The following is a 22,796-nucleotide window of genomic DNA, read 5'->3' as shown; positions in this document are numbered from 1 at the left end:
GTGTAGAATCAAAAAATGAAGTCAGTTTAGTAAAGAACATTATTTATATATTTTTGAAAACTATAGCAAAACATCCTTTAACAAGTGTTAATATTTTTTTAAAAGACTACTTTATATATGATGGGAAATTGTGTAAAATATCAGAAGCAAAAATGAATAACTTTAATTGTGAAGTTGTAGAGAAAGGAGTCAACTCTCTAAAAGTAGTATTGCATGAATTAGATAGTATAGGAAAGTATAATTTTCAGGAATTAATTAATATAATTAGCTATATTGCTGTTATTGAAGAATTGAACTATCCTAAAATTATTGGCTCTAATAACTATAAAGGACGTGTGCATTGCTTTGGCAGGTATGTAGAAGTTTTATTTGATAACGAAAAAGAATTAAAAAGATTGGTTAAATCAAATGCGTTTAACAATGGAGCTCTATTTATTCCTAAGAAGGAATTAGAGGAATGGTACTTTACAAATGAAATTGAGAAAGACCGAATTGAATTGAATAATAACAAAAATTATTGTTAAAGGAGAATATATTAATGGTAAAGGTCACAATTAATGCAGATGGTTATAACAATGGTATGGTAACGAGAAAATGTCCCCATTGTGGTGAAGAAAAGTCGATTGATGATTTTGGATACCGTAACATGGGGAATGATAATATTAGAAATCAATCTTGGTGTAAGGAGTGTCGGTAATGAACTTACAAAAATATATTTCTTCTTCATATGAAGACCGATTAAAACAATTTTTAAATACTCTTTCAGTAACCAATCGTACTCCCGAGTATTATGTAAACTGGAAGAAAGTGGAACGTGAGACCAAGAAGTATGAAGTAGAGTTGAATACATTAAACTACTTAATTGGTAAGGATGATATCTATTTAGAAGCACTACACTTGTTCACTAAACAACCTAATTTGTTAAAAGCAATTCCTAGCTTGCTTGCAAGTCGTGATAAAGTTTTAGATGTTTTAGCAATAGATGAAAACGATAATATGTCTTTTGAGCAATTGGATTTCAAAACGATAGACACTAGTAGGATAGATGATTACATGAAATTTATTGAGCAATCTGGTTTACTAAATTTTTTACAACAACATGCTAATCGTTCATTAGTTGATTATGTTTATGGAGTAGAGACTGGATTAGACAGCAATGCACGAAAAAACCGAAGTGGAACAACCATGGAGGGGATTTTAGAGAGACATGTAGCAAAAATTTCTCAGAAACAAAAACTGGAATGGAAATCTCAAGCTACAGCCCAATTTATTATGGATAAGTGGGGGATTAAAGTACCTGTTGATAAGTCTGAGAGGAGATTTGATGTTGCAGTTTATTCCCGAGAAAAACATAAGGTTTGGCTGATTGAAACGAATTACTATGGCGGAGGAGGAAGTAAATTAAAAGCGGTGGCTGGAGAGTTTACTGAACTTAGTCAATTTGTTATTACCTCAGATGACGATGTTGAATTTGTTTGGGTTACTGATGGTCAAGGGTGGAAAACAGCCCACTTACCACTAGCAGAAGCATTTAGCCATATTACGAATGTATTTAATTTAGAAATGTTAAGAGAAGGATTTTTAGCTGATTTATTTTTACAATGATTGTTCATTAGCTATATACAAAAAAGAGGCTCACACCTCTTTTTCTTATTTCTTTTTCCGATTTAATACGGCATTGAGTACAATGGCGAGTAGGCTGGCTACGACGATTCCGTTTGAGAAGAACATTTGGAAGGCTGTTGGCATGCTGACAAAGAGATTGCTATTGTTTAGACCTACTCCAGCGGCGATTGATACAGCGGCGATAAGGAAGTTGTGTTCATTGTTAGTAAAGTCAACGCGGGCTAGGATTTGCATACCTTGAAGGGAAACAAAGCCAAACATCACCAGCATGGCACCTCCAAGAACAGGGCTCGGAATGATTTGGGCGAGGGCACCAAACTTAGGAAGGAGTCCAAGGAGGACTAGGAAACCAGCTGCATAGTAGATTGGCAGACGGGTTTTGATACCTGACAATTTAACCAAACCAACGTTTTGTGAAAATCCTGTGTAAGGGAAGGTGTTAAAGATTCCTCCGAGAAGTACGGCCAGACCTTCTGCTCGGTAACCGTTGCGAAGGCGCGTGCTGTCGATTGGATCTTTTGTGATATCAGACAAGGCTAGGTAAACACCAGTGGACTCAACCATAGAAACCGTTGCAATGATACACATCATGACAATAGAAGAGATTTCAAAGGTTGGCATCCCAAAGTAGAGGGGAGTTGGGACATGGACAAGTGGTGCTGCTGCAACAGGAGAGAAGTCAACCAAGCCCATGCTAGCAGCAATGGCGGTTCCGACAACCAGACCAATCAAAATGGAGATAGACTTGATAAATCCTTTGGTAAAGATGTTAATCAAGAGGATGATCAGAACAGTGATGGCTGCAAGCAAGAGACTTTGACCAGTTGGCTCTGGGACATTATTTCCCATATTTCCAATAGCGACAGGAATCAAGGTTAAACCAATCGTGGTAATAACAGATCCTGTTACGATAGATGGGAAGAGATTGGCCACTTTTGAGAAGATGCCTGAAATCAGAACCACATAAATCCCTGAAACGATAAGGGCACCAAACATGGCCCCACTACCGTGGCTCTGACCAATCATAATCAAAGGAGCGACTGACTGGAAAGCAACTCCGAGAACGACTGGTAGTCCAACACCGAAGTGTTTGTTGAGTTGGAGTTGAAGGAAGGTAGCTACCCCACACATGAAGATATCTGTGGAAATTAAGTAGGTCAACTGTTCAGCTGAATAGCCAAGAGCTGTCGCAATCATAATAGGAACTAGGATAGATCCTGAGTACATGGCTAGTAAGTGCTGCAAGCCAAGAACGGCTGCTTGCGAGTGTTTTTCTTGTTTTTGCATTAGAGATCTGCCTCCTTAAATACGACCTGACCGTTTTTAAAACGTTCCAAACGAGCGAGTGATAGAACTGGATAGCCAGCTTTCTCGAGCAAGTCACGACCATCTTGGAAGGATTTTTCGATAACAATTCCGATAGCTTCGATTTTTGCTCCAGCTTGTTCGATGATGTGGATCAAGCCTTTGGCAGCTTGTCCGTTGGCTAGGAAATCATCGATAATCAAGACCTTGTCATCAGGTGAGAGGAATTTTCCTGCGATGGAAACCGTGCTAGTCACCTGCTTGGTAAAGGAGTAGACTTCGGCAGTTAAGATGCCTTCGTTCATGGTGATGTTTTTAGCTTTCTTTGCGAAAATCATGGGAACATCTAAGGCTTCAGCTGTAAAAACAGCTGGGGCAATGCCTGACGCTTCAATGGTTACGACCTTGGTAATGCCAGCAGAAGCGAATTTTTCCGCAAAAACTTTACCAATCTCCCGCATCAAACGATAGTCAACCTGGTGGGTTAAAAAGGAATCTACCTTGAGGATGTTGTCACCCAAGATATGCCCATCCTGAAGGATGCGCTCTTCTAATAATTTCATAAGACCTCCTAAAGTCTAAAAGATGCTTCATTTGCTTGTTTAGAGTTTCTAGCAAGAAATAGAAAAAGGACCTACTTAATCCCCTAAGTAAGTCCCCAAAATAGGCATGGCCAACACTATACCTTCAGCTGACATACTCATTGTTAGGTGTTCTGGCACCTTGTAGAAACGTCGTGCCAATTCACGACATAAACAAGTAAAATGGTACTATAATAGAACGTCAAAGCGTTAATGTCATTATTTTACACTAAATAGCTTTAGAAATCAAATGTTTTGTTAGGATTTGGATAAAAAAAGCGAACGAACAGAAACCTACAACACGATACAGTATTGTAGGTTTCTATTATTTTATTCGCTAAATCTTATAAAATAACCATCAGGATCCAAAATCGCAAATTCATGGGGATATATAAAGCTATCTCCTACTCGAAATTCTCTTTTTGTTAGCGGACGATGGATAGGATAGTCAGCTTCCAGCAGTTTTTGGTGGAGCTGAGGGACATCTTCAATGCCAAAGGAAATATTGACACCGCGCCCGAAAGGATAGGTTAGTTGGGCTAATTCTTCTGTGCTGCCTTCTTCTAGCATAAGTTGGCAGTCTTCAAGCGAGAGGAAGAGAAATTTCTCCTCTGGACGCTCGTATTCGACAGAAAATCCCAGCAAGTCGCAGTAGAAGTGGCGTGACTTTTCGAGGTCAGATACTACAAATTCAGGAATGACAGCTTGATAGTCCATTCGTTTTCTCCTTAGAGTTCAATCTCCATGACAATGGGTGTGTGGTCTTGGCGCGCACCGGAGTCAATCATATCAGACTTAGTCACCTTGTCAGCCACTCGGTTGCTGGTCAGCCAGTAGTCGATTCTCCAGCCTGTATTGTTGATTTTGGAAGTTTTGCTGCGTTGCGCCCACCAAGTGTAGCGTTCTGGAATATCACCGTGAACATGGCGGAAAGTGTCAGTAAATCCAGTTGCCAAAAGGTTGGTAAAACCAGCACGTTCCTCGTCTGTAAATCCAGGTGAACGGCGGTTGCTGGCAGGATTTGCAAGGTCGATTTCCTTGTGGGCTACATTGTAGTCACCCGTCGCAAGGACTGGTTTATGTTTGTCTAACTCAGCTAGATACTCAGCATATTTCACATCCCAAACTTGACGCTCTTCCAAACGTTTGAGACCATCGCCAGCGTTTGGAGTGTAAACTTGCGTTACGAAAAATGCATCAAATTCCAAGGTGATGATACGACCTTCCAAGTCCATGGTAGACGGGGCACCAATCTCTGGGAAAGTTATAGTAGGCGTGAGTTCTTTCTTATAAAGGAACATGGTTCCAGCATAGCCTTTGCGGGCAGGTTCTTGGGAAGAACGCCACGTGTTTTCGTAGCCTGGGAAGAGCTCTTCTAAAATTTCCAAGTGTTTTTTAGTAGGACCTTTGGCAGATAGTTTGGTTTCTTGGATAGCGATAATATCGGCATTTTCAGCTACCAAGGTTTGTAGGACTTCCTGTGACAGTTTGGCGCGAGCTGAGTCGCTCGTTAGGGCTGCATTGAGGGAATCAATATTCCATGAGATGAGTTTCATAAAGTTACCTTTTTCATTGAGATTATAGACTATATTATACCAAAAAAAGGCCTATTTCCCCAACGTATGGTTTGAAAAATCACCCTCTTTCGTTTATAATTAAGAATGATTATATGAAAGGGAGTGAAAATAAATGAAATTTTACTCATATGACTATGTCCTCAGCCAAATTGGTCAGCAAAATGGCATCATGATTGGCTTTGGGATTGTGCTCCTAGCTATCACAGGATTTTTTGCTTTTAAAGCCTATCGAGATAAAAAGGGGACTAAGTTTCGGGAATTGGTCATGATTTTGGCCTTGACCTTGGTAGCCATGCTTTTGGTAACAATCTCAAAATACCAGACCAATCAAGCCTCTAACAACCAATTTCAAACTTCCCTTCATTTCATAGAGGTTGTTTCCAAAGACTTGGGAGTGGATAAATCAGAAGTTTATGTCAATACTTCTGCAGCCACTGATGGAGCACTTATCAAGGTAGGTTCAAATTTCTATCGTGCCATGAACGGGAGCCAACCAGACAAGTATCTTTTAGAGAAATTAGAATTGCATCAAACAGACGCTATTGAATTGGTGGAGGTAAACAAATGACACTCAATTATATGGAAATTTTAATCAAACTGGCCTTGGGTCTTTTCTCTCTTGTTTTTGTTATTAATGTGACAGGAAAGGGGAATCTAGCACCTAACTCTGCTACAGACCAAATTCAGAACTATGTACTCGGGGGGATCATCGGTGGGGTGATTTACAATAGTTCAATCAGCATTCTGCAGTACGCAGTGATTTTGATGATGTGGACGATTTTGGTCTTGACCCTCAAGTGGCTCAATAACAATGTTCGTTTTGTCAAACGCTTGATTGATGGAAAACCAACTCTCCTTATCAAAAATGGGCAGATTGATCCAGAAGCCTGTCGTTCAGTTGGTTTATCAGCAGCGGACGTAGCACTTAAGCTCCGTAGCCAAGGAATTTTCCAGATGAAACAGGTCAAACGAGCTGTGCATGAGCAAAATGGCCAACTCATCGTGGTCCAAATGGGAGATGAAAATCCTAAGTATCCAGTTGTGACTGACGGTGTGATCCAAGTCGATGTTTTGGAATATATTGACCGTAGCGAAGAGTGGTTGCTTGATAATCTCAGCAAACAAGGGCATGACAATGTGGCCAATATCTTTATCGCTGAGTATGACAAGGGTGCGGTCACAGTCGTAACCTATGAATAAGAAAAACCTGGGGTCTTGGCCTCAGGTTTCTATTTGCAATCAGAAAGGGATGTTATGTCCATTATTCAAAAACTTTGGTGGTTTTTCAAGTTAGAAAAACGCCGTTATTTAGTCGGGATTGTGGCTCTGGTCTTGGTTTCCGTCCTCAACCTCATTCCCCCAATGGTTATGGGGAGGGTCATTGATGCCATCACATCGGGGCAATTAACCCAGCAGGACCTCCTTCTTGCCCTATTTTACTTGCTTCTTGCAGCCTTTGGGATGTACTATCTGCGCTATGTTTGGCGTATGTATATCCTCGGGACTTCCTACCGTCTGGGGCAGATTATGCGCTCTCGCTTATTTGAGCATTTCACAAAAATGTCTCCAGCCTTTTATCAAACCTATAGGACGGGGGACCTGATGGCACACGCAACCAACGATATCAATGCCTTAACGCGTCTGGCAGGGGGAGGGGTTATGTCAGCGGTTGATGCCTCAATCACAGCTTTAGTGACCTTGTTGACCATGCTCTTTAGCATTTCATGGCAGATGACCTTGGTTGCCATTCTTCCCCTGCCTTTCATGGCTTATGCGACCAGTCGTCTAGGGAGAAAGACCCACAAGGCCTTTGGCGAATCCCAAGCTGCCTTTTCCGAACTTAATAACAAGGTACAGGAGTCTGTATCAGGTATTAAAGTGACCAAGTCTTTCGGTTATCAGGCGGACGAGTTGAAGTCCTTTCAGGCAGTCAATGAATTGACCTTCCAGAAGAACCTGCAAACCATGAAATACGATAGTCTCTTTGACCCTATGGTTCTCTTATTTGTTGGTTCATCCTATGTGTTAACCCTCTTGGTCGGCTCCTTGATGGTTCAGGAGGGACAGATTACAGTTGGTAATCTAGTTACCTTTATCAGCTACTTGGATATGCTAGTTTGGCCTCTTATGGCTATCGGCTTCCTCTTTAACATCACTCAGCGAGGAAAGGTTTCTTACCAGCGGATTGAGGAACTCTTGTCTCAGGAATCACCTGTACAAGACCCCGAGATTCCTCTGGACGGTATTGAAAATGGGCGCTTGGAGTACGCTATTGACAGCTTTGCCTTTTTTGAAGATGAGGAGACACTGACGGATATTTACTTTAGTTTGGAAAAAGGGCAAACTCTGGGCTTGGTCGGGCAGACAGGCTCTGGGAAAACATCCTTGATTAAACTTCTCTTGCGAGAATACGATGTGGATAAGGGAGCCATTTATCTAAACGGTCATGATATTCGGAATTATCGTCTGACGGACCTTCGCAGTCTCATGGGCTATGTTCCTCAGGATCAATTCCTCTTTGCGACTTCGATTATGGACAATATCCGCTTTGGCAATCCTAATTTACCACTTTCAGCAGTTGAGGAGGCGACTAAGCTAGCCCAAGTTTATCAAGATATTGTAGCCATGCCTCAGGGATTTGATACGCTGATCGGTGAAAAGGGGGTCAGTCTTTCTGGTGGGCAAAAGCAACGTCTGGCTATGAGTCGGGCGATGATTTTAGACCCTGATATCTTGATTTTAGATGATTCCTTGTCAGCCGTGGATGCTAAGACAGAGTATGCGATTATCGACAATCTCAAGGAAACGCGTAAGGACAAGACAACCATCATCACGGCCCATCGCCTCAGTGCAGTTGTCCATGCAGATCTGATCTTGGTTCTGCAAAATGGTCAAATTATCGAACGGGGCAGGCACGAAGAACTGCTAGCCATGGATGGCTGGTATGCCCAAACCTACCAGTCTCAGCAGTTAGAAATGAAAGGAGAAGAAGATGCAGAATAAGCAAGAACAATGGACTGTATTGAAGCGCTTGATGTCCTATCTCAAGCCTTATGGCCTCCTGACCTTTTTGGCACTTAGTTTTCTCCTAGCGACTACGGTCATTAAAAGCATCATTCCCCTTGTAGCTTCCCACTTTATCGACCAGTATCTCAGCAATCTCAACCAACTTGCCGTGACCGTTTTGCTAGTCTACTATGGTCTTTACATCCTACAAACTCTAGTTCAGTATGTTGGCAATCTTCTCTTTGCGCGCGTGTCTTACAGTATTGTCAGAGATATTCGTCGCGATGCCTTTGCTAATATGGAAAAACTAGGCATGTCTTATTTTGACAAGACTCCAGCTGGTTCGATCGTCTCTCGTTTGACCAATGATACCGAGACCATCAGCGATATGTTTTCAGGGATTTTGTCCAGTTTTATCTCAGCAGTATTTATCTTTCTGACAACCCTTTATACCATGTTGGTGTTGGATTTTCGTTTGACTGCTTTGGTCTTGCTCTTTCTCCCCTTGATTTTTCTTTTGGTCAATCTCTATCGGAAAAAATCGGTGAAAATCATCGAAAAAACCAGAAGTCTCTTATCGGATATCAATAGCAAGCTAGCAGAAAGTATCGAAGGAATCAGAATTATTCAAGCCTTTAATCAAGAGAAGCGACTGCAGGCAGAATTTGATGAAATCAACCAAGAACACTTGATCTATGCTAACCGATCTGTAGCCTTGGATGCCCTCTTTTTGAGACCTGCCATGAGTTTGCTGAAACTCCTAGGCTATACAGTCTTGATGGCCTATTTTGGCTACCGTGGGCTTTATCTGGGAATAACAGCAGGAACCATGTATGCCTTTATCCAGTATATCAATCGCCTCTTTGACCCCTTGATTGAGGTGACGCAAAACTTTTCAACCCTTCAAACTTCCATGGTATCTGCAGGCCGTGTCTTTGCCTTGATTGACGAGAGGACCTATGAGCCTCTTCAAGAAGATGGGCAAGCTAAAGTCAAAGAAGGCAATATCCGTTTTGAACATGTGTGTTTCTCATATGACGGCAAACACCAGATTCTGGATGATATTTCCTTTTCGGTTAAGAAGGGTGAAACCATTGCCTTTGTAGGACATACAGGTTCGGGGAAATCTTCGATTATCAATGTCCTCATGCGTTTTTATGAATTTCAGTCAGGGCGAGTTCTCTTGGATGATGTGGATATCAGGAATTACAGTCAGGAAGAATTGAGAAAAAACATCGGACTGGTCTTGCAGGATCCCTTCCTCTATCATGGGACTATCAAGTCCAATATCGCCATGTACCAAGAGATTAGTAATGAGCAGGTACAGGCTGCGGCTGCCTTTGTGGATGCAGATTCCTTTATTCAGGACCTTCCGCAGGGTTATGATGCACCTGTGTCTGAGCGTGGTTCGAGCTTTTCTACTGGACAGCGTCAGCTTCTTGCCTTTGCCAGAACAGTCGCCAGTCAACCTAAAATCCTGATTTTGGATGAAGCGACAGCCAATATTGACTCGGAAACAGAAAGTCTGGTTCAAGCTTCTCTGGCAAAAATGAGACAGGGGCGGACGACCATTGCCATTGCTCATCGCCTTTCTACCATTCAAGACGCCAACTGTATCTACGTTTTGGACAAGGGGCGCATCATCGAGAGTGGAACCCATGAGGAACTCTTGACCTTGGGAGGAACCTATCACAAGATGTATCGTTTGCAGGCAGGTGCCCTATCATAAAGAAGAATTCTTCCAAATCACAGCTTTCTTGCACCGCCTTTTCTATTTTGTGGTATAATGAAAAATGTTGACAAATAGTATAATAAAAACAAAGGAGAAACAGCATGCTGAAATGGGAAGACTTGCCCGTGGAAATGCAATCAAGCGAGGTTGAGTCTTACTACCAGCTTGTCTCTAAAAGGAAAGGTTCGCTGGTTTTCAAGCGTTGCCTGGATTGGTTTTTGGCCGTGGTCTTGCTAATTTTGACCTCTCCAGTCTTTCTTGTCTTGAGCATTTGGATCAAGTTGGATAGCAAGGGGCCAGTTATTTATAAGCAAGAGCGCGTGACCCAGTACAACCGTCGCTTCAAGATTTGGAAGTTCCGTACCATGGTGACGGACGCGGATAAAAAAGGAAGTCTGGTGACTTCAGCTAACGATAGCCGCATTACCAAGGTTGGGAATTTCATCCGCCGTGTTCGTTTAGACGAACTGCCTCAGTTGGTCAATGTCCTTAAAGGCGAAATGTCCTTTGTAGGTACAAGACCTGAAGTGCCACGCTACACAGAGCAGTATAGCCCTGAAATGATGGCGACCTTGCTCTTACCCGCAGGGATTACCTCTCCAGCCAGCATCAACTACAAGGATGAGGATACCATCATCAGTCAAATGACGGAGAAAGGTATGTCAGTTGACCAAGCCTATGTCGAACACGTTCTCCCTGAAAAGATGCGCTATAACCTCGCCTATCTCCGAGAGTTTAGTTTCCTTGGAGACATCAAAATCATGTTTCAAACCGTGTTTGAAGTACTAAAATAAAGTAGTCATGAGAAAATGAGTACAGATAAAAGGAGCAAATCAATGCCAAATTACAATATTCCATTTTCACCACCCGATATTACGGAAGCTGAAATTGCTGAAGTAGCGGATACCCTACGTTCTGGTTGGATCACAACAGGTCCTAAGACAAAAGAACTGGAGCGTCGCTTGTCCCAATACACACAGACACCTAAGACTGTCTGCCTCAACTCTGCGACTGCCGCCCTTGAGTTGATTTTGCGTGTTTTGGAAGTGGGACCTGGGGATGAAGTCATCGTTCCAGCTATGACTTATACAGCTTCATGTAGTGTCATCACTCACGTAGGAGCAACACCTGTCATGGTGGATATCCAAGCAGATACTTTTGAGATGGACTATGACTTGCTTGAGCAAGCCATTACTGAAAAGACTAAGGTTATCATTCCAGTAGAGCTTGCAGGAATTGTTTGCGACTATGACCGTTTATTCCAAGTCGTGGAGAAAAAACGCGATCTCTTTACCGCTTCAAGCAAGTGGCAAAAGGCCTTTAACCGCATTGTGATTGTCTCTGATAGTGCCCATGCTTTGGGATCTACTTACAAAGGACAGCCTGCTGGTTCTATCGCTGACTTCACTTCCTTCTCTTTCCATGCTGTTAAGAACTTTACAACAGCTGAGGGAGGAAGTGCTACTTGGAAAGCCAATCCAGCGATTGACGATGAAGAGATGTATAAGGAATTCCAAATCCTTTCCCTTCATGGTCAAACAAAGGATGCCCTTGCCAAGATGCAACTGGGTTCATGGGAATACGATATCGTAACGCCGGCCTACAAGTGTAACATGACTGATATCATGGCTTCGATTGGTTTGGTACAATTGGACCGTTACCCAGCTTTGCTACAACGTCGTAAGGAAATCGTAGACCGTTATGATCGTGGTTTTGCTGGTTCTCGCATCCATCCATTAGCACACAAGACTGATACTGTCGAATCTTGTCGTCACCTCTACATCACCCATGTAGAAGGTGCTAGTCTAGAAGAGCGTAATCGTATTATCCAAGAATTGGCCAAAGCAGGAATTGCAAGTAACGTCCACTACAAACCGCTTCCTCTCTTGACAGCCTATAAGAATCTTGGTTTTGATATGGCAGATTATCCAAGAGCCTATGCCTTCTTTGAAAATGAAATTACGCTTCCTCTTCATACAAAATTAAGCGATGAAGAAGTAGACTATATCGTTAAGACTTTGGTGAGAATTTCCGAAGAAATCCTTGGTTCTGGAAAAAAATCATAAAAAAATCTTGACAAAGATAGAACAATAACATATAATATTCTCAATAAATCAGAAAAGTAACTATTTTTGATCTTCAGGGAGCCTGTGGTGATTGTGAACAGGTGGTTGGAAGTAGTGAAAGTGGGCTGATTTTAAAAATGAATTTGAAACAATGAAAATTCGGTGCGCACACCTTACAGTGCAACTTGTTGTTAGACAAGGCAGAGATGTAGAGGGGAATAGTCCCTTTATAATTGAGGTGGCACCGCGTTACCAACGCCCTCACATGGAAGTAGATTCCGTGTGTGGGCTTTTTTCTTTCGGTCATTTTGTTTATCTTTTATTAGGACGTTAAGTCGCTTTGATGAACTAGAGGTCTATTTGCAGCTCCTTGCCTACTACTAAAAGCAAACCAAAAGCCGAATTCATACAGAAAGAGGAAAATTTTATGACAACTAAAGGTTATTTTGGACAATTTGGTGGTAGTTTTGTACCGGAGCCAATTCAGGCTTTGTTGGATGAGTTAGAAGTGACTTTTGACAAGTACAAGGATGATCCAGAATTTTTGGCAGAATTTCGCCATTACTTGAAGGATTATTCTGGTCGTGAAACACCGCTTTATTTTGCGGAAAGTTTGACAGATCACTTAGGTGGGGCTAAGATTTATCTCAAGCGCGAAGACCTTAACCACCTGGGTTCTCACAAGCTCAACAACGTTTTAGGTCAAATTCTTCTTGCCAAACGTATGGGCAAAAAGCGAGTGATTGCAGAAACAGGAGCTGGTCAGCACGGTGTTGCGACAGCAGCAGCTGCAGCCAAGTTTGGTATGGCCTGTGATGTCTATATGGGGGCAGAGGATGTGGAGCGTCAACGTCTCAATGTTTTCCGTATGGAGATGATGGGAGCAACTGTTCACGCAGTTGAAACAGGCACTCGTACCCTCAAGGATGCGGTCGATGCAGCCTTTGGAGCATGGATGAATGACCTTGAAGCCTTCTACGTTTTGGGATCTGCTGTGGGGCCTCACCCTTATCCAACTATTGTTCATGAGTTCCAAAAAGTGATTAGTGAAGAATCACGTCGTCAAATCTTGGAAAAAGAAGGACGCTTGCCAGATTACGTCATTGCCTGTGTAGGTGGTGGTTCTAATGCTATCGGTGCTTTTTCACAGTATGTGGCTGATGAAGAAGTCAAATTGGTTGGGGTCGAAGCTGCCGGTCACGGACTTGACACAGACAAGCACGCAGCCACTATGACAAAAGGTAGTGTCGGAATTGTCGACGGTATGAAGACTTATGCAGTCTTTAAGGAAGATGGAGAGCTAGCGCCAGTTTACTCTATCTCAGCTGGTTTGGACTATCCAGGGGTTGGCCCAGAACACGCCTACTTTAAAGATTCAGGCCGCGTAGAATACGTAGCAGCGACAGATGAAGAAGCTGTTCAAGCCTTGCTCCTTCTAAGCAAGACTGAAGGGATTATCCCAGCGATTGAAAGTTCGCACGCAATCGCAGAAGCGGTTAAACGTGCACCGAAACTAAGTAAAGATGAGATCATCATCATCAATGTCTCTGGTCGTGGAGACAAGGATGTAGCTGCGATTGCAGACTACCTAGAAGCTAAAAAATAAAAGATGGAAAAATTACAGTCTTTTCTCTCACAGAGAGCTTGTGGTTGCTGGAAACAAGCAGAGAAAGCTGTAAGGTTGGGTCCATTTGAAACGAGAGAAGAAAACATAATTCTCAAGGGAGTGCCCTTTATCGCACAGCCTGTTACAGGAAGGTTCTGAGACAGGAATGAGAGATAGGAGAAATCCTATAATTGAGGTGGCACCGCGAATTTCGTCCTCACGCAAGTTATTTTGCGTGGGGATTTTTTGTAGAGTCACTACGAGATTTAAGTAGAACTGAAAGGAAAATTACAATGGAACGAATCATTCATGGAGATGTCTTATCACCAATCTTGGCTTATATGCGCCTAAAGGGGCAACACAAGGTGATCTTAGAGAGTATTCCGAGAGACAAGGAAACCGCTCGTTTTTCTATCCTAGCCTATAATCCAGTTTTTGAGATTAAGTTTGAAAATGGAGTCCTTTATCAAAATGGTCAAGTGATTAATCGGGATCCCTTGGATTTCCTTTATGAAGTGACTCATAAGAGCCAGCACCATTCAGACCTACCTTTTGGTGGGGGAGCTATTGGTTTTGTTGGTTACGATATGATTTCGCTTTATGAGGAAATCGGTCAAATCCCTCAAGATACCATTGGGACGCCAGACATGCATTTCTTTGTCTATGAGAGTTATATGGTCTTTGACCACAAGAAAGAAAAAATTCATGTCATCGAGGATGCTCTCTATAGTGATCGCAGTCAAGAAGATTTGGAAGAAGCTTTGAAGCAAGTGCTTGAGGAATTACGCATCCCTGCTCCAAATGAATTTGAAGACTTGGATTTATCTCCGCTCGACTTCAAACCGCATATCGCTCCTCAGAAGTTTGAGGAAATGGTGGAAACCGCTCGTGACTTGATTCGTAATGGTGATATGTTTCAATGCGTGCTCAGCCAGCGTTTCTCAGCAGAAGTTACTGGAAATCCATTTGACTTCTACAGAAATCTCCGCGTGACCAATCCTTCTAATTACCTCTATTTCTATGATTTTGGGGATTATCAAATCATCGGAGCTAGTCCAGAAAGTTTGGTTTCTGTTAAAAATGGCATCGTGACAACCAATCCGATTGCAGGTACGCGACCAAGAGGAGCTACGGATGAAGAGGACAAGGCCTTGGCGACAGACCTCCTGTCTGATGAGAAGGAAACAGCAGAACATCGAATGTTAGTAGACTTGGGACGTAATGATATTGGTCGTATCTCTGAAACAGCCAGTGTTCAAGTCACCAAGTATATGGAAGTGGAGCTCTTCCGCTATGTCATGCATTTGACCAGCGTGGTCAAGGGACGTTTGCTTCCAGACCTCACTGCCATGGATGCTTTGAAAGCTACACTTCCAGCTGGAACAGTTTCAGGAGCACCAAAGATTCGGGCCATGAGACGCATCTATGAACTGGAGACGGAAAAACGCGGTGTATACGCAGGAGCAATCGGCTACTTGTCTGCGACTGGTGATATGGATTTCGCTATCGCCATCCGAACTATGATTCTCAAAAATCAAACAGCCTATGTTCAGGCTGGGGCAGGGATTGTCTATGACTCTATTGCCCAAAACGAATACCAAGAAACCATTAACAAGGCTAAATCTATGACTAGAATTGGAGAACTATGACCATGATTTTATTGATTGACAACTATGATTCTTTTACCTATAATTTGGCTCAATACATTGGGAATTTTGCAGAAGTTCAGGTTTTGAGAAATGATGATCCTAAGCTATATGAAGAAGCTGAAAAAGCAGATGGTCTGGTCTTTTCTCCTGGTCCAGGTTGGCCAGTTGATGCTGGTAAGATGGAGAACATGATTCGTGACTTTGCTGGCAAAAAGCCGATTCTTGGGATTTGTCTGGGGCACCAAGCCATCGCAGAAGTCTTTGGCGGTAAACTAGGTTTGGCTCCCAAAGTCATGCATGGGAAACAGAGCATTATCAGCTTTGAAGCGCCATCTGTTCTGTATCAGGGCATCGAGGATGAGCGTCCGGTTATGCGTTACCACAGTATTTTAATTGAAGAGATGCCTGAAGACTTTGAAGTGACAGCTCGTTCGACCGATGACCAAGCCATTATGGGAATTCAACACAAAACTCTTCCAATTTATGGTTTCCAGTACCATCCAGAGAGTATCGGAACGCCAGACGGCTTGTCTTCTATTCGGAATTTTATCGAGAAGGTTGTAAAGTGAGGAAACTAGGATGAAAGAGATTATTGAAAAACTAGCAAAATTTGAAAATTTATCAGGTGTGGAAATGACGGATATCATTGAGCGTATCGTAACTGGACGTGTAACCGAAGCGCAGATTGCTTCTCTCCTCTTGGCCCTTAAGATGAAGGGGGAAACACCTGAAGAACGCACAGCCATTGCCCAAGTCATGAGAGGACATGCCCAACACATTCCAACTGAAATTCATGATGCCATGGATAACTGCGGTACAGGTGGGGACAAGTCTTTCAGTTTTAACATTTCCACAACTGCAGCCTTTGTCTTGGCTGGTGGCGGTGTTCATATGGCCAAGCACGGTAACCGTTCGATTTCTTCTAAATCGGGTTCGGCAGACGTCCTTCAAGCCTTGGGCATTAACCTAGACCTCAAACCAGCTGAACTAGGTAAGGTCTTTGATAAAACTGGCATCGTCTTTCTCTTTGCTAAAAATATGCACCCAGCTATGAAATACATCATGCCAGCTCGTTTGGAATTGGGAATTCCAACAATCATGAACTTGACTGGTCCACTGATTCACCCAATGGCCTTGGAAACACAGCTTCTTGGCATTAGTCGTCCAGAACTTCTAGAAAGCACAGCTCAAGTTTTGAAAAATATGGGTCGCAAACGTGCCATCGTGGTTGCTGGACCAGAAGGGCTGGATGAAGCTGGCTTGAACGGAACAACCAAGATTGCTCTTCTTGAAAATGGCGAAATCACCTTGTCAAGCTTCACTCCAGAGGATTTGGGGATGGAACGCTACGCTATTGAAGATATTCGTGGAGGGAATGTTCAGGAAAATGCAGAAATTTTGCTCAGCGTTCTTCAAAACGAACCAAGTCCATTCTTGGAAACGACAGTTTTAAATGCTGGTCTTGGTTTCTATGCTAATGGTAAGGTAGCTAGTATCAAGGAAGGAGTTGCCTTGGCCCGTCAAGTAATTGCTAGTGGCAAGGCCCTTGAAAAACTCAGACTGTTACAGGAGTACCAAAAATGAGTCAGGAATTTTTAGCACGAATCTTAGAGCAGAAGGCGCGTGAGGTCGAGCAGATGGAGCTGGAGGAAGTCCAGCCCTTGCGCCAGACCTATCGCTTGGCAGAATTTTTGAAGAATCACCGTGACCGTTTGCAGGTAATCGCTGAGGTCAAGAAAGCTAGCCCTAGTCTGGGAGATATCAATCTCGATGTGGATATTGTGCAACAGGCCCAGACCTATGAAGCAAACGACGCAGTGATGATTTCGGTTTTGACAGATGAAGTTTTCTTTAAAGGGCATTTGGACTATCTACGAGAGATTTCCAGTCGGGTGCAGATTCCGACGCTCAACAAGGACTTTATTATCGACGAAAAGCAAATTATCCGTGCCCGCAATGCAGGTGCGACAGTCATCTTGCTCATTGTGGCAGCCTTGTCAGAAGAACGTCTCAAGGAACTTTACGACTACGCGACAGAGCTTGGTCTGGAAGTCTTGGTGGAGACTCATAATCTAGCTGAGCTGGAAGTGGCCCACAGACTTGGTGCTCAGATTATCGGAGTTAATAACCGCAACTTGACCACCTTTGAAGTTGATTTGCAGACCAGTGTAGACTTGGCTAAACACTTTAAAGAAGATTGTTTGTATATTTCTGAATCGGCTATTTTCACAGGGCAAGATGCGGAACGAGTAGCACCATACTTTAACGGAATTTTAGTTGGGACAGCTCTCATGCAGGCAGAAGATGTGGCCCAGAGAATCAAGGAGTTGCAGATTGACAAAGGTTAAGATTTGTGGACTATCGACCAAGGAAGCGGTGGAAACAGCCGTTTCAGCAGGAGCGGACTACATTGGTTTTGTCTTTGCACCTAGTAAAAGACAGGTGGCCTTGGATCAGGCTGCTGAGTTGGCAAAGCTCATTCCTTCAGACGTAAAAAAGGTTGGCGTATTTGTTTCGCCAAGTCGGGCAGAACTGCTAGAAGCGATTGACAAAGTTGGCTTGGACTTGGTACAGATTCATGGTCAGGTGGCGGATGATTTGTTTGAGGATTTGCCTTGTACCAGCATTCAGGCTGTTCAAGTGGATGGAGAGGGTCATGTATCCAATTCTCAGGCAGACTATCTCCTCTTTGATGCCCCTGTGGCAGGGAGTGGCCAGATCTTTGACTGGGGCCAACTGGATACAGCTGGACTAACTCAGCCCTTTTTTATCGCAGGTGGGCTTACGGAAGACAATGTAGTAAAAGCAATTCAACACTTTACTCCCTATGCAGTAGATGTATCAAGCGGAGTGGAGACAGATGGACAAAAAGATCATGAAAAGATTAGAAGATTTATAGGGAGGGTAAAGCATGGCATATCAGGAACCAAATAAAGATGGATTTTATGGAAAATTCGGTGGACGTTTTGTCCCAGAAACATTGATGACAGCAGTTTTGGAGTTGGAAAAGGCCTACCGTGAAAGTCAGGCAGACCCAAGTTTCCAAGAAGAATTAAACCAACTCTTGCTCCAGTATGTAGGTCGTGAAACTCCCCTTTACTACGCAAAAAACTTGACCCAGCATATCGGTGGAGCCAAGATTTATCTCAAACGGGAAGATCTCAACCATACAGGCGCGCACAAGATTAACAATGCCTTGGGACAAGTTTTGCTTGCCAAACGTATGGGCAAAAAGAAAATTATCGCTGAGACGGGTGCTGGTCAGCATGGTGTGGCAACTGCAACAGCTGCAGCCCTCTTTAACATGGAATGTACCATCTATATGGGTGAGGAAGATGTTAAACGACAAGCCCTCAATGTGTTCCGTATGGAGCTTTTGGGAGCTAAGGTAGAGGCAGTGACAGATGGTTCGCGCGTGCTCAAGGATGCGGTCAATGCAGCCCTTCGTTCATGGGTGGCTAATATCGATGATACCCACTATATCCTTGGTTCTGCCTTGGGGCCTCATCCATTTCCAGAAATCGTTCGTGACTTCCAAAGTGTCATCGGTCGAGAAGCTAAACAACAGTACCGTGACTTGACGGGTCAAGATCTGCCAGACGCCCTAGTAGCCTGTGTTGGTGGTGGTTCTAATGCTATCGGTCTTTTCCATCCCTTTGTAGAAGATGAGTCAGTTGCTATGTATGGGGCTGAGGCAGCAGGGCTTGGTGTGGATACAGAACACCATGCAGCTACCTTGACCAAGGGTCGACCAGGTGTCCTTCACGGTTCCCTTATGGATGTGCTTCAAGATGCCCATGGTCAAATTCTTGAAGCCTTCTCTATCTCAGCAGGTTTGGACTATCCTGGTATCGGTCCAGAACATTCTCACTACCACGATATCAAACGTGCCAGCTATGTTCCTGTGACAGACGAGGAAGCCTTGGAAGGATTCCAACTCTTGTCTCGTGTGGAAGGGATTATCCCAGCCTTGGAATCTAGCCACGCTATTGCCTTTGCGGTAAAATTGGCCAAAGAACTTGGACCAGACAAGTCCATGATTGTCTGTCTATCGGGTCGTGGGGACAAGGATGTAGTTCAAGTTAAAGACCGCTTGGAAGCAGACGCAGCAAAGAAGGGAGAAGCTCATGCCTAAGACACTAACAGAAAAATTAAAGGCTATAAAAGCAGCTGGAAAGGGAATTTTTGTTCCCTATATCATGGCTGGAGACCACGAGAAAGGTTTGGATGGACTCGCTGAAACAATTCACTTTTTAGAAGATTTGGGTGTTTCCGCAATTGAAGTGGGCATTCCCTTTTCAGACTCTGTTGCAGATGGGCCTGTTATTGAAGAAGCTGGCTTGCGCAGTCTAGCCCACGGGACCTCTACCCAGGCTTTGGTTGAAACCTTGAAAACCATTGAAACAGAGGTTCCCCTGGTCATTATGACCTACTTCAACCCCCTCTTTCAGTACGGTGTGGAGAACTTTGTCAAAGATTTGGCAGATACAGCGGTTAAGGGCTTGATTATCCCAGACCTGCCCCATGAGCATGCCAATTTTGTAGAGCCCTTTTTGGCAGATACAGACATCGCCTTGATTCCTCTAGTTAGTTTGACAACAGGAATGGAGCGTCAGAAAGAATTGATTGAAGGAACGGAAGGTTTCGTCTACGCCGTTGCCATCAACGGGGTGACAGGGAAGTCAGGAAATTACCGTGCAGACTTGGACAAGCACTTGGCACAATTGCATCAAGTAGCAGACATCCCAGTCTTGACAGGTTTTGGTGTATCTAGTCAAGCTGATGTAGAACGCTTCAATGCGGTGTCAGATGGTGTTATCGTTGGTTCGAAAATTGTAAAAGCTCTCCACCAAAGAGAGCCGATTCAGAACTTTATCAAACAAGCAGTAGCTTACCAAAAATAATTACACAAGCAGCAAGCAAGAGGAAAGGCACAAAAGGAAGTCTTTCCTTTTTCTTTTGGAGGAGAAAGGCCAGAATCCCCGTCGCAGAAGCAAACTGAATCAAGATGAGCAACTCTGTCGCACTAAAGACGAGCGCACAGGAAGCTAAAAAGAGAAAATCCCCTGCTCCTATGCGGATGTCAATAAAATGGGTCAAAATTCCGAGAACAAGGAAGAAGACCATGACCAGATTCCAGCCAGAGCAGGTCATTAGGAGTAGATGAAAGACAATCCAGACCAGTAAAGGATATTCCTGATGGCGAAAGTCGTAGATGCCCAAGGTCAAGCCAGTAGTTATCAGGATGACTTGACCCAAGGAAAGAAAGCCCCAAGACCAAGACAGAAAGAGGAATCCCAAGCCCAATTCAAATAAGGCATACCAGACTGGATAAGGAGCCTTACAGTAGCGACAGCGAAAGCGATTAAAGACCTGCGAGAGGATAGGAATCAAATCTAACGGACGCAAGCGAGTCTGACAGGAATCGCAGTGACTGGCTGGACTGATAACGGATTGCTCTGGAAAACGGTCAATGACCAAACCGAGAAAGGAAGCGAGAATGCTCCCGACAAGAAAAAAATAAAGATCAATCATACTTATCTATTCGTAAAAAATAGGAGAAGTAGTATAATGGAGAAACACAGATAAGATGGTGAGGAAAAAAGATGACAATTCGTTTTGAAGAAAATGTGAGTACAGAAAACGCTCAATTCGTATGCCAATGGTCCAACTCCCTCGGCAAATCCTTTCAAGAACAATGGATGGGAACAATGATTCCTTTTCCCTTGACAATTCAAGTCTTGCAAGATTTGGAAGGAATCTTTTCAATCTTTGATGGACAAGAGTTTGTGGGGACTATCCAGAAAATCAGGCTAGAAGACAGAAATCTTCATATCGGGAGATTTTTTATCAACCCCCAGAAACAGGGGCAAGGCTTAGGTAGCCAGGCTTTAAGGAAATTTGTTAGTTTGGCCTTTGAAAATGAAGACATAGATACTATTTCTCTAAATGTCTACGAGGCAAATCAAACAGCTTACAATCTTTATCAAAAAGAAGGATTTGAAATCGTTCAAATGGTTGAAACACCTATACGAAAATACATTATGAAGAAGGGGAGATAGCAGATTGACTTTGTAGTAAAAACTCCTTTTTCGCTGTGAAGAAGGCTATACTATTTTAAAGTTAGAAGGAATGGCTCGTATGAAAAAAACAGATATTTTTAAAGACATTGTTTGGATTATGACACATGATTCATCTACAGTAAAAGATCGCAAAGGGTGCAACCCTCAGCCTTTTCTAGAAAAGATTACAGATGATATGACTGAGCAAGAATTTCTTTATCAAGTCAGGACTTATCTTGCTAGTTTTGGGATTATTGGGCATATTTCTTTCCATAATAAAAAATCAGGTCCGAAAGGTTTTCTTTTGAGGATAAGTGAGCAGGAAATGTTTGTTGAGGAAGCAAACCAAGATACAGGTCTCCAGGTGGGGGATCGAATCCTCAGTCTGGACGGGATGAGTTTGGAGCAAGTAGCTTTGCAACACCCAAATTACTTTATTAGTCTGACTCCAGAAAGACGATACCGAGAATGGGCAGATTTGCTACTGATGGCAGAGCAAGTGACGGTCTTTCGAGATGGGCAGGAGATGTCTATTACAGTTCGTGCTAGCCAGCAAGCTCAAAAAGCTCAGATTTTTTGGAAAGAGTTGGAGTCAGATATCCTCTATATACGCTTAGATAATTTTATGGATGAAGAAGCGATTAACCGTTTATACCAAGAGTGTTTGCAGAAGATTGCTGAGACAGAAACTCTTATTATAGATGTCCGTTACAACAATGGGGGCACGGATTCTTTGTATTTTCCGCTCTTACATCTTGGCTTGGAGGAAGGGGAAGGCTATGATACTTTTGATTTACAGGATGATGGAATGGAAATTCTCTATACAGAAGGAAATGTCGATCGACGCTTAAAAGACTTTGAAACATGGCTTCAACAAGAAAATATCAGTCCTGATACGGTGAAACTGCTTGAAGATTTTCGTAATAATTTACTCCAAAATCGAGGGAAAGGCTATGTTCGGTATCAGGATGATCAAGACGAGCTTTTCCCAGGTGTTAAGGGTGGTCACTATCCAGAGCAGATTTTTGTTTTGTCGGATATTTATTGTGCATCATCAGGAGATAATTTTGTCAAGATGATGAAGGATTTTAAGAAAGTGACAGTTATCGGCCGTCCAACGCTTGGTATTTTAGACTATTCAAATTGTTGCAAGGTAGATTATGATGATTACTTTTTGATGTTCCCAACTTCTCGCTGGTTGGCTATAGATAAAGGCAAAGGGATGACGGACAAAGGTGTTCTTCCTGATATAGAAGTCCCTTGGACTCCTGCACATTTTGAACGAGATGTAGATCTAGATAAATGTCTGGAGTTGATTGAGATGAAGAGGAAACATTAGATTGTTTAAATAAAAGACTTAGTTCTGTATGAAATAGAGCTAATTCTTTTGCTTTTGATCTGTTTGTAATTGAGTAAAATAATTGTATCACTGAGGGGCAAAAGAATTTTTTACACATAAAATATATCTTGAGCATCCGTTGATGGAATAAAAGTAGGGAGGATACAAAAAAGCCTTGTAAACCAAGGCTTTTCCTGTTGATTTAGATGCCCCCTGCATGGATTTGTAAGAACTTTTCATATTGAAA

22 protein-coding genes, 1 pseudogene, 1 riboswitch and 2 other annotated features are annotated in these 22,796 nt (G+C 42.9%); of the genes and pseudogenes, 18 read left to right on the top strand and 5 right to left on the bottom strand.

The features are described from left to right. Both D8862_RS03515 and D8862_RS03510 read left to right on the top strand, forming a co-directional pair. Nucleotides 1–524 (top strand): annotated as a pseudogene (locus D8862_RS03515) (hypothetical protein); the annotation flags it as partial. Nucleotides 525–696: 172 nt separating this feature from the next. Continuing rightward, entirely contained in the window at nucleotides 697–1,605 is a 909-nt protein-coding gene (locus D8862_RS03510) for a type II restriction endonuclease (protein ID WP_125448699.1), read from the top strand. A gap of 45 nt (nucleotides 1,606–1,650) precedes the next feature. On the opposite strand, the gene D8862_RS03505 is transcribed toward D8862_RS03510, so the two are convergent. The 4 genes from D8862_RS03505 to D8862_RS03490 all read right to left on the bottom strand — a co-directional run bounded on the left by D8862_RS03505 (nucleotide 1,651) and on the right by D8862_RS03490 (nucleotide 5,068). Further along, a complete protein-coding gene (locus D8862_RS03505) occupies nucleotides 1,651–2,913 on the bottom strand; it encodes a nucleobase:cation symporter-2 family protein (protein WP_125448698.1) in 1,263 nt (420 codons plus the stop codon). Next, complete coding sequence (locus D8862_RS03500; protein ID WP_125448697.1) at nucleotides 2,913–3,494, bottom strand: xanthine phosphoribosyltransferase; 582 nt, start codon at nucleotides 3,492–3,494, stop codon at nucleotides 2,913–2,915. The genes D8862_RS03505 and D8862_RS03500 overlap by 1 nt, the downstream gene beginning before the upstream one ends. A 120-nt stretch (nucleotides 3,495–3,614) precedes the next feature. Further along, a riboswitch (purine riboswitch) is annotated at nucleotides 3,615–3,710 on the bottom strand. A gap of 132 nt (nucleotides 3,711–3,842) precedes the next feature. Then, a complete protein-coding gene (locus D8862_RS03495) occupies nucleotides 3,843–4,229 on the bottom strand; it encodes a bleomycin resistance protein (protein WP_125448696.1) in 387 nt (128 codons plus the stop codon). An 11-nt stretch (nucleotides 4,230–4,240) separates the two neighbouring features. Next, nucleotides 4,241–5,068 (bottom strand): exodeoxyribonuclease III, encoded by an 828-nt coding sequence (locus D8862_RS03490; protein ID WP_125448695.1) that lies wholly within the window; start codon nucleotides 5,066–5,068, stop codon nucleotides 4,241–4,243. Between the two features lie 133 nt (nucleotides 5,069–5,201). On the opposite strand from D8862_RS03490, the gene D8862_RS03485 reads away from it, so the two are divergent. The 14 genes from D8862_RS03485 (at nucleotide 5,202) to trpA (ending at nucleotide 20,052) form a co-directional block, all read left to right on the top strand. Next, complete coding sequence (locus tag D8862_RS03485) at nucleotides 5,202–5,657, top strand: DUF3290 family protein (RefSeq protein WP_033606256.1); 456 nt, start codon at nucleotides 5,202–5,204, stop codon at nucleotides 5,655–5,657. Beyond that, nucleotides 5,654–6,289, top strand: a complete 636-nt coding sequence (locus D8862_RS03480) for a DUF421 domain-containing protein (protein ID WP_125394676.1) — start codon at nucleotides 5,654–5,656, stop codon at nucleotides 6,287–6,289. The genes D8862_RS03485 and D8862_RS03480 overlap by 4 nt, the downstream gene beginning before the upstream one ends. 54 nt (nucleotides 6,290–6,343) lie before the next feature. After that, on the top strand, nucleotides 6,344–8,092 hold the full coding sequence (locus tag D8862_RS03475) for an ABC transporter ATP-binding protein (protein ID WP_125448694.1): 1,749 nt from the start codon (nucleotides 6,344–6,346) through the stop codon (nucleotides 8,090–8,092). Next, nucleotides 8,082–9,824: an ABC transporter ATP-binding protein gene (locus D8862_RS03470; RefSeq protein WP_125448693.1), complete on the top strand. Its 1,743-nt coding sequence runs from the start codon at nucleotides 8,082–8,084 to the stop codon at nucleotides 9,822–9,824. Before D8862_RS03475 ends, D8862_RS03470 begins: the two co-directional genes overlap by 11 nt. Nucleotides 9,825–9,928: 104 nt before the next feature. Continuing rightward, entirely contained in the window at nucleotides 9,929–10,621 is a 693-nt protein-coding gene (locus D8862_RS03460) for a sugar transferase (RefSeq protein WP_125448691.1), read from the top strand. Nucleotides 10,622–10,663: 42 nt separating this feature from the next. Next, nucleotides 10,664–11,893, top strand: a complete 1,230-nt coding sequence (locus tag D8862_RS03455) for a DegT/DnrJ/EryC1/StrS family aminotransferase (RefSeq protein WP_185760825.1) — start codon at nucleotides 10,664–10,666, stop codon at nucleotides 11,891–11,893. Between the two features lie 34 nt (nucleotides 11,894–11,927). Next, nucleotides 11,928–12,159, top strand: a binding site (T-box leader). Nucleotides 12,160–12,320: 161 nt separating this feature from the next. After that, the gene (trpB, locus tag D8862_RS03445; RefSeq protein ID WP_045592556.1) at nucleotides 12,321–13,499 is read left to right on the top strand and encodes a tryptophan synthase subunit beta; all 1,179 of its coding nucleotides are present in this window, start codon (nucleotides 12,321–12,323) and stop codon (nucleotides 13,497–13,499) included. Continuing rightward, nucleotides 13,496–13,721: a binding site (T-box leader), on the top strand. It overlaps the preceding gene by 4 nt. 71 nt (nucleotides 13,722–13,792) lie before the next feature. Then, entirely contained in the window at nucleotides 13,793–15,148 is a 1,356-nt protein-coding gene (gene trpE / locus D8862_RS03440; RefSeq protein ID WP_125448688.1) for an anthranilate synthase component I, read from the top strand. Between the two features lie 2 nt (nucleotides 15,149–15,150). Next, nucleotides 15,151–15,717, top strand: a complete 567-nt coding sequence (locus tag D8862_RS03435) for an aminodeoxychorismate/anthranilate synthase component II (protein WP_125448687.1) — start codon at nucleotides 15,151–15,153, stop codon at nucleotides 15,715–15,717. A 10-nt stretch (nucleotides 15,718–15,727) separates the two neighbouring features. Beyond that, nucleotides 15,728–16,732 (top strand): anthranilate phosphoribosyltransferase, encoded by a 1,005-nt coding sequence (gene trpD / locus D8862_RS03430; protein ID WP_125448686.1) that lies wholly within the window; start codon nucleotides 15,728–15,730, stop codon nucleotides 16,730–16,732. Further along, nucleotides 16,729–17,496, top strand: coding sequence for an indole-3-glycerol phosphate synthase TrpC (gene trpC / locus D8862_RS03425; protein ID WP_125448685.1), 768 nt, complete (start codon nucleotides 16,729–16,731; stop codon nucleotides 17,494–17,496). Before trpD ends, trpC begins: the two co-directional genes overlap by 4 nt. After that, nucleotides 17,483–18,082 carry a phosphoribosylanthranilate isomerase gene (locus D8862_RS03420; protein ID WP_185760824.1) on the top strand — a complete coding sequence of 200 codons (600 nt, stop codon included), beginning with the start codon at nucleotides 17,483–17,485 and terminating at the stop codon, nucleotides 18,080–18,082. The genes trpC and D8862_RS03420 overlap by 14 nt, the downstream gene beginning before the upstream one ends. Next, a complete protein-coding gene (gene trpB / locus D8862_RS03415) occupies nucleotides 18,060–19,283 on the top strand; it encodes a tryptophan synthase subunit beta (RefSeq protein ID WP_125448683.1) in 1,224 nt (407 codons plus the stop codon). The genes D8862_RS03420 and trpB (D8862_RS03415) overlap by 23 nt, the downstream gene beginning before the upstream one ends. After that, nucleotides 19,276–20,052, top strand: coding sequence for a tryptophan synthase subunit alpha (gene trpA, locus D8862_RS03410; protein WP_125448682.1), 777 nt, complete (start codon nucleotides 19,276–19,278; stop codon nucleotides 20,050–20,052). Before trpB (D8862_RS03415) ends, trpA begins: the two co-directional genes overlap by 8 nt. Here the strand turns inward: trpA and D8862_RS03405 are convergent. Continuing rightward, the gene (locus D8862_RS03405) at nucleotides 20,024–20,683 is read right to left on the bottom strand and encodes a prepilin peptidase (protein WP_125448681.1); all 660 of its coding nucleotides are present in this window, start codon (nucleotides 20,681–20,683) and stop codon (nucleotides 20,024–20,026) included. The two genes, trpA and D8862_RS03405, sit on opposite strands and share 29 nt — an antisense overlap. A gap of 71 nt (nucleotides 20,684–20,754) precedes the next feature. On the opposite strand from D8862_RS03405, the gene D8862_RS03400 reads away from it, so the two are divergent. Together D8862_RS03400 and D8862_RS03395 are read left to right on the top strand one after the other, a co-directional pair. Further along, entirely contained in the window at nucleotides 20,755–21,210 is a 456-nt protein-coding gene (locus tag D8862_RS03400) for a GNAT family N-acetyltransferase (protein WP_125448680.1), read from the top strand. A 79-nt stretch (nucleotides 21,211–21,289) separates the two neighbouring features. Beyond that, on the top strand, nucleotides 21,290–22,549 hold the full coding sequence (locus tag D8862_RS03395) for a S41 family peptidase (RefSeq protein WP_125448679.1): 1,260 nt from the start codon (nucleotides 21,290–21,292) through the stop codon (nucleotides 22,547–22,549). Nucleotides 22,550–22,796: the final 247 nt, after the last annotated feature.

Source organism: Streptococcus oralis (assembly GCF_003942585.1).
In the GTDB taxonomy this organism is placed as follows: domain Bacteria; phylum Bacillota; class Bacilli; order Lactobacillales; family Streptococcaceae; genus Streptococcus; species Streptococcus oralis_BE.
The sequence above is the reverse complement of the archived record's forward strand: the minus strand, read 5'-3'. Positions and strand labels throughout refer to the sequence as shown.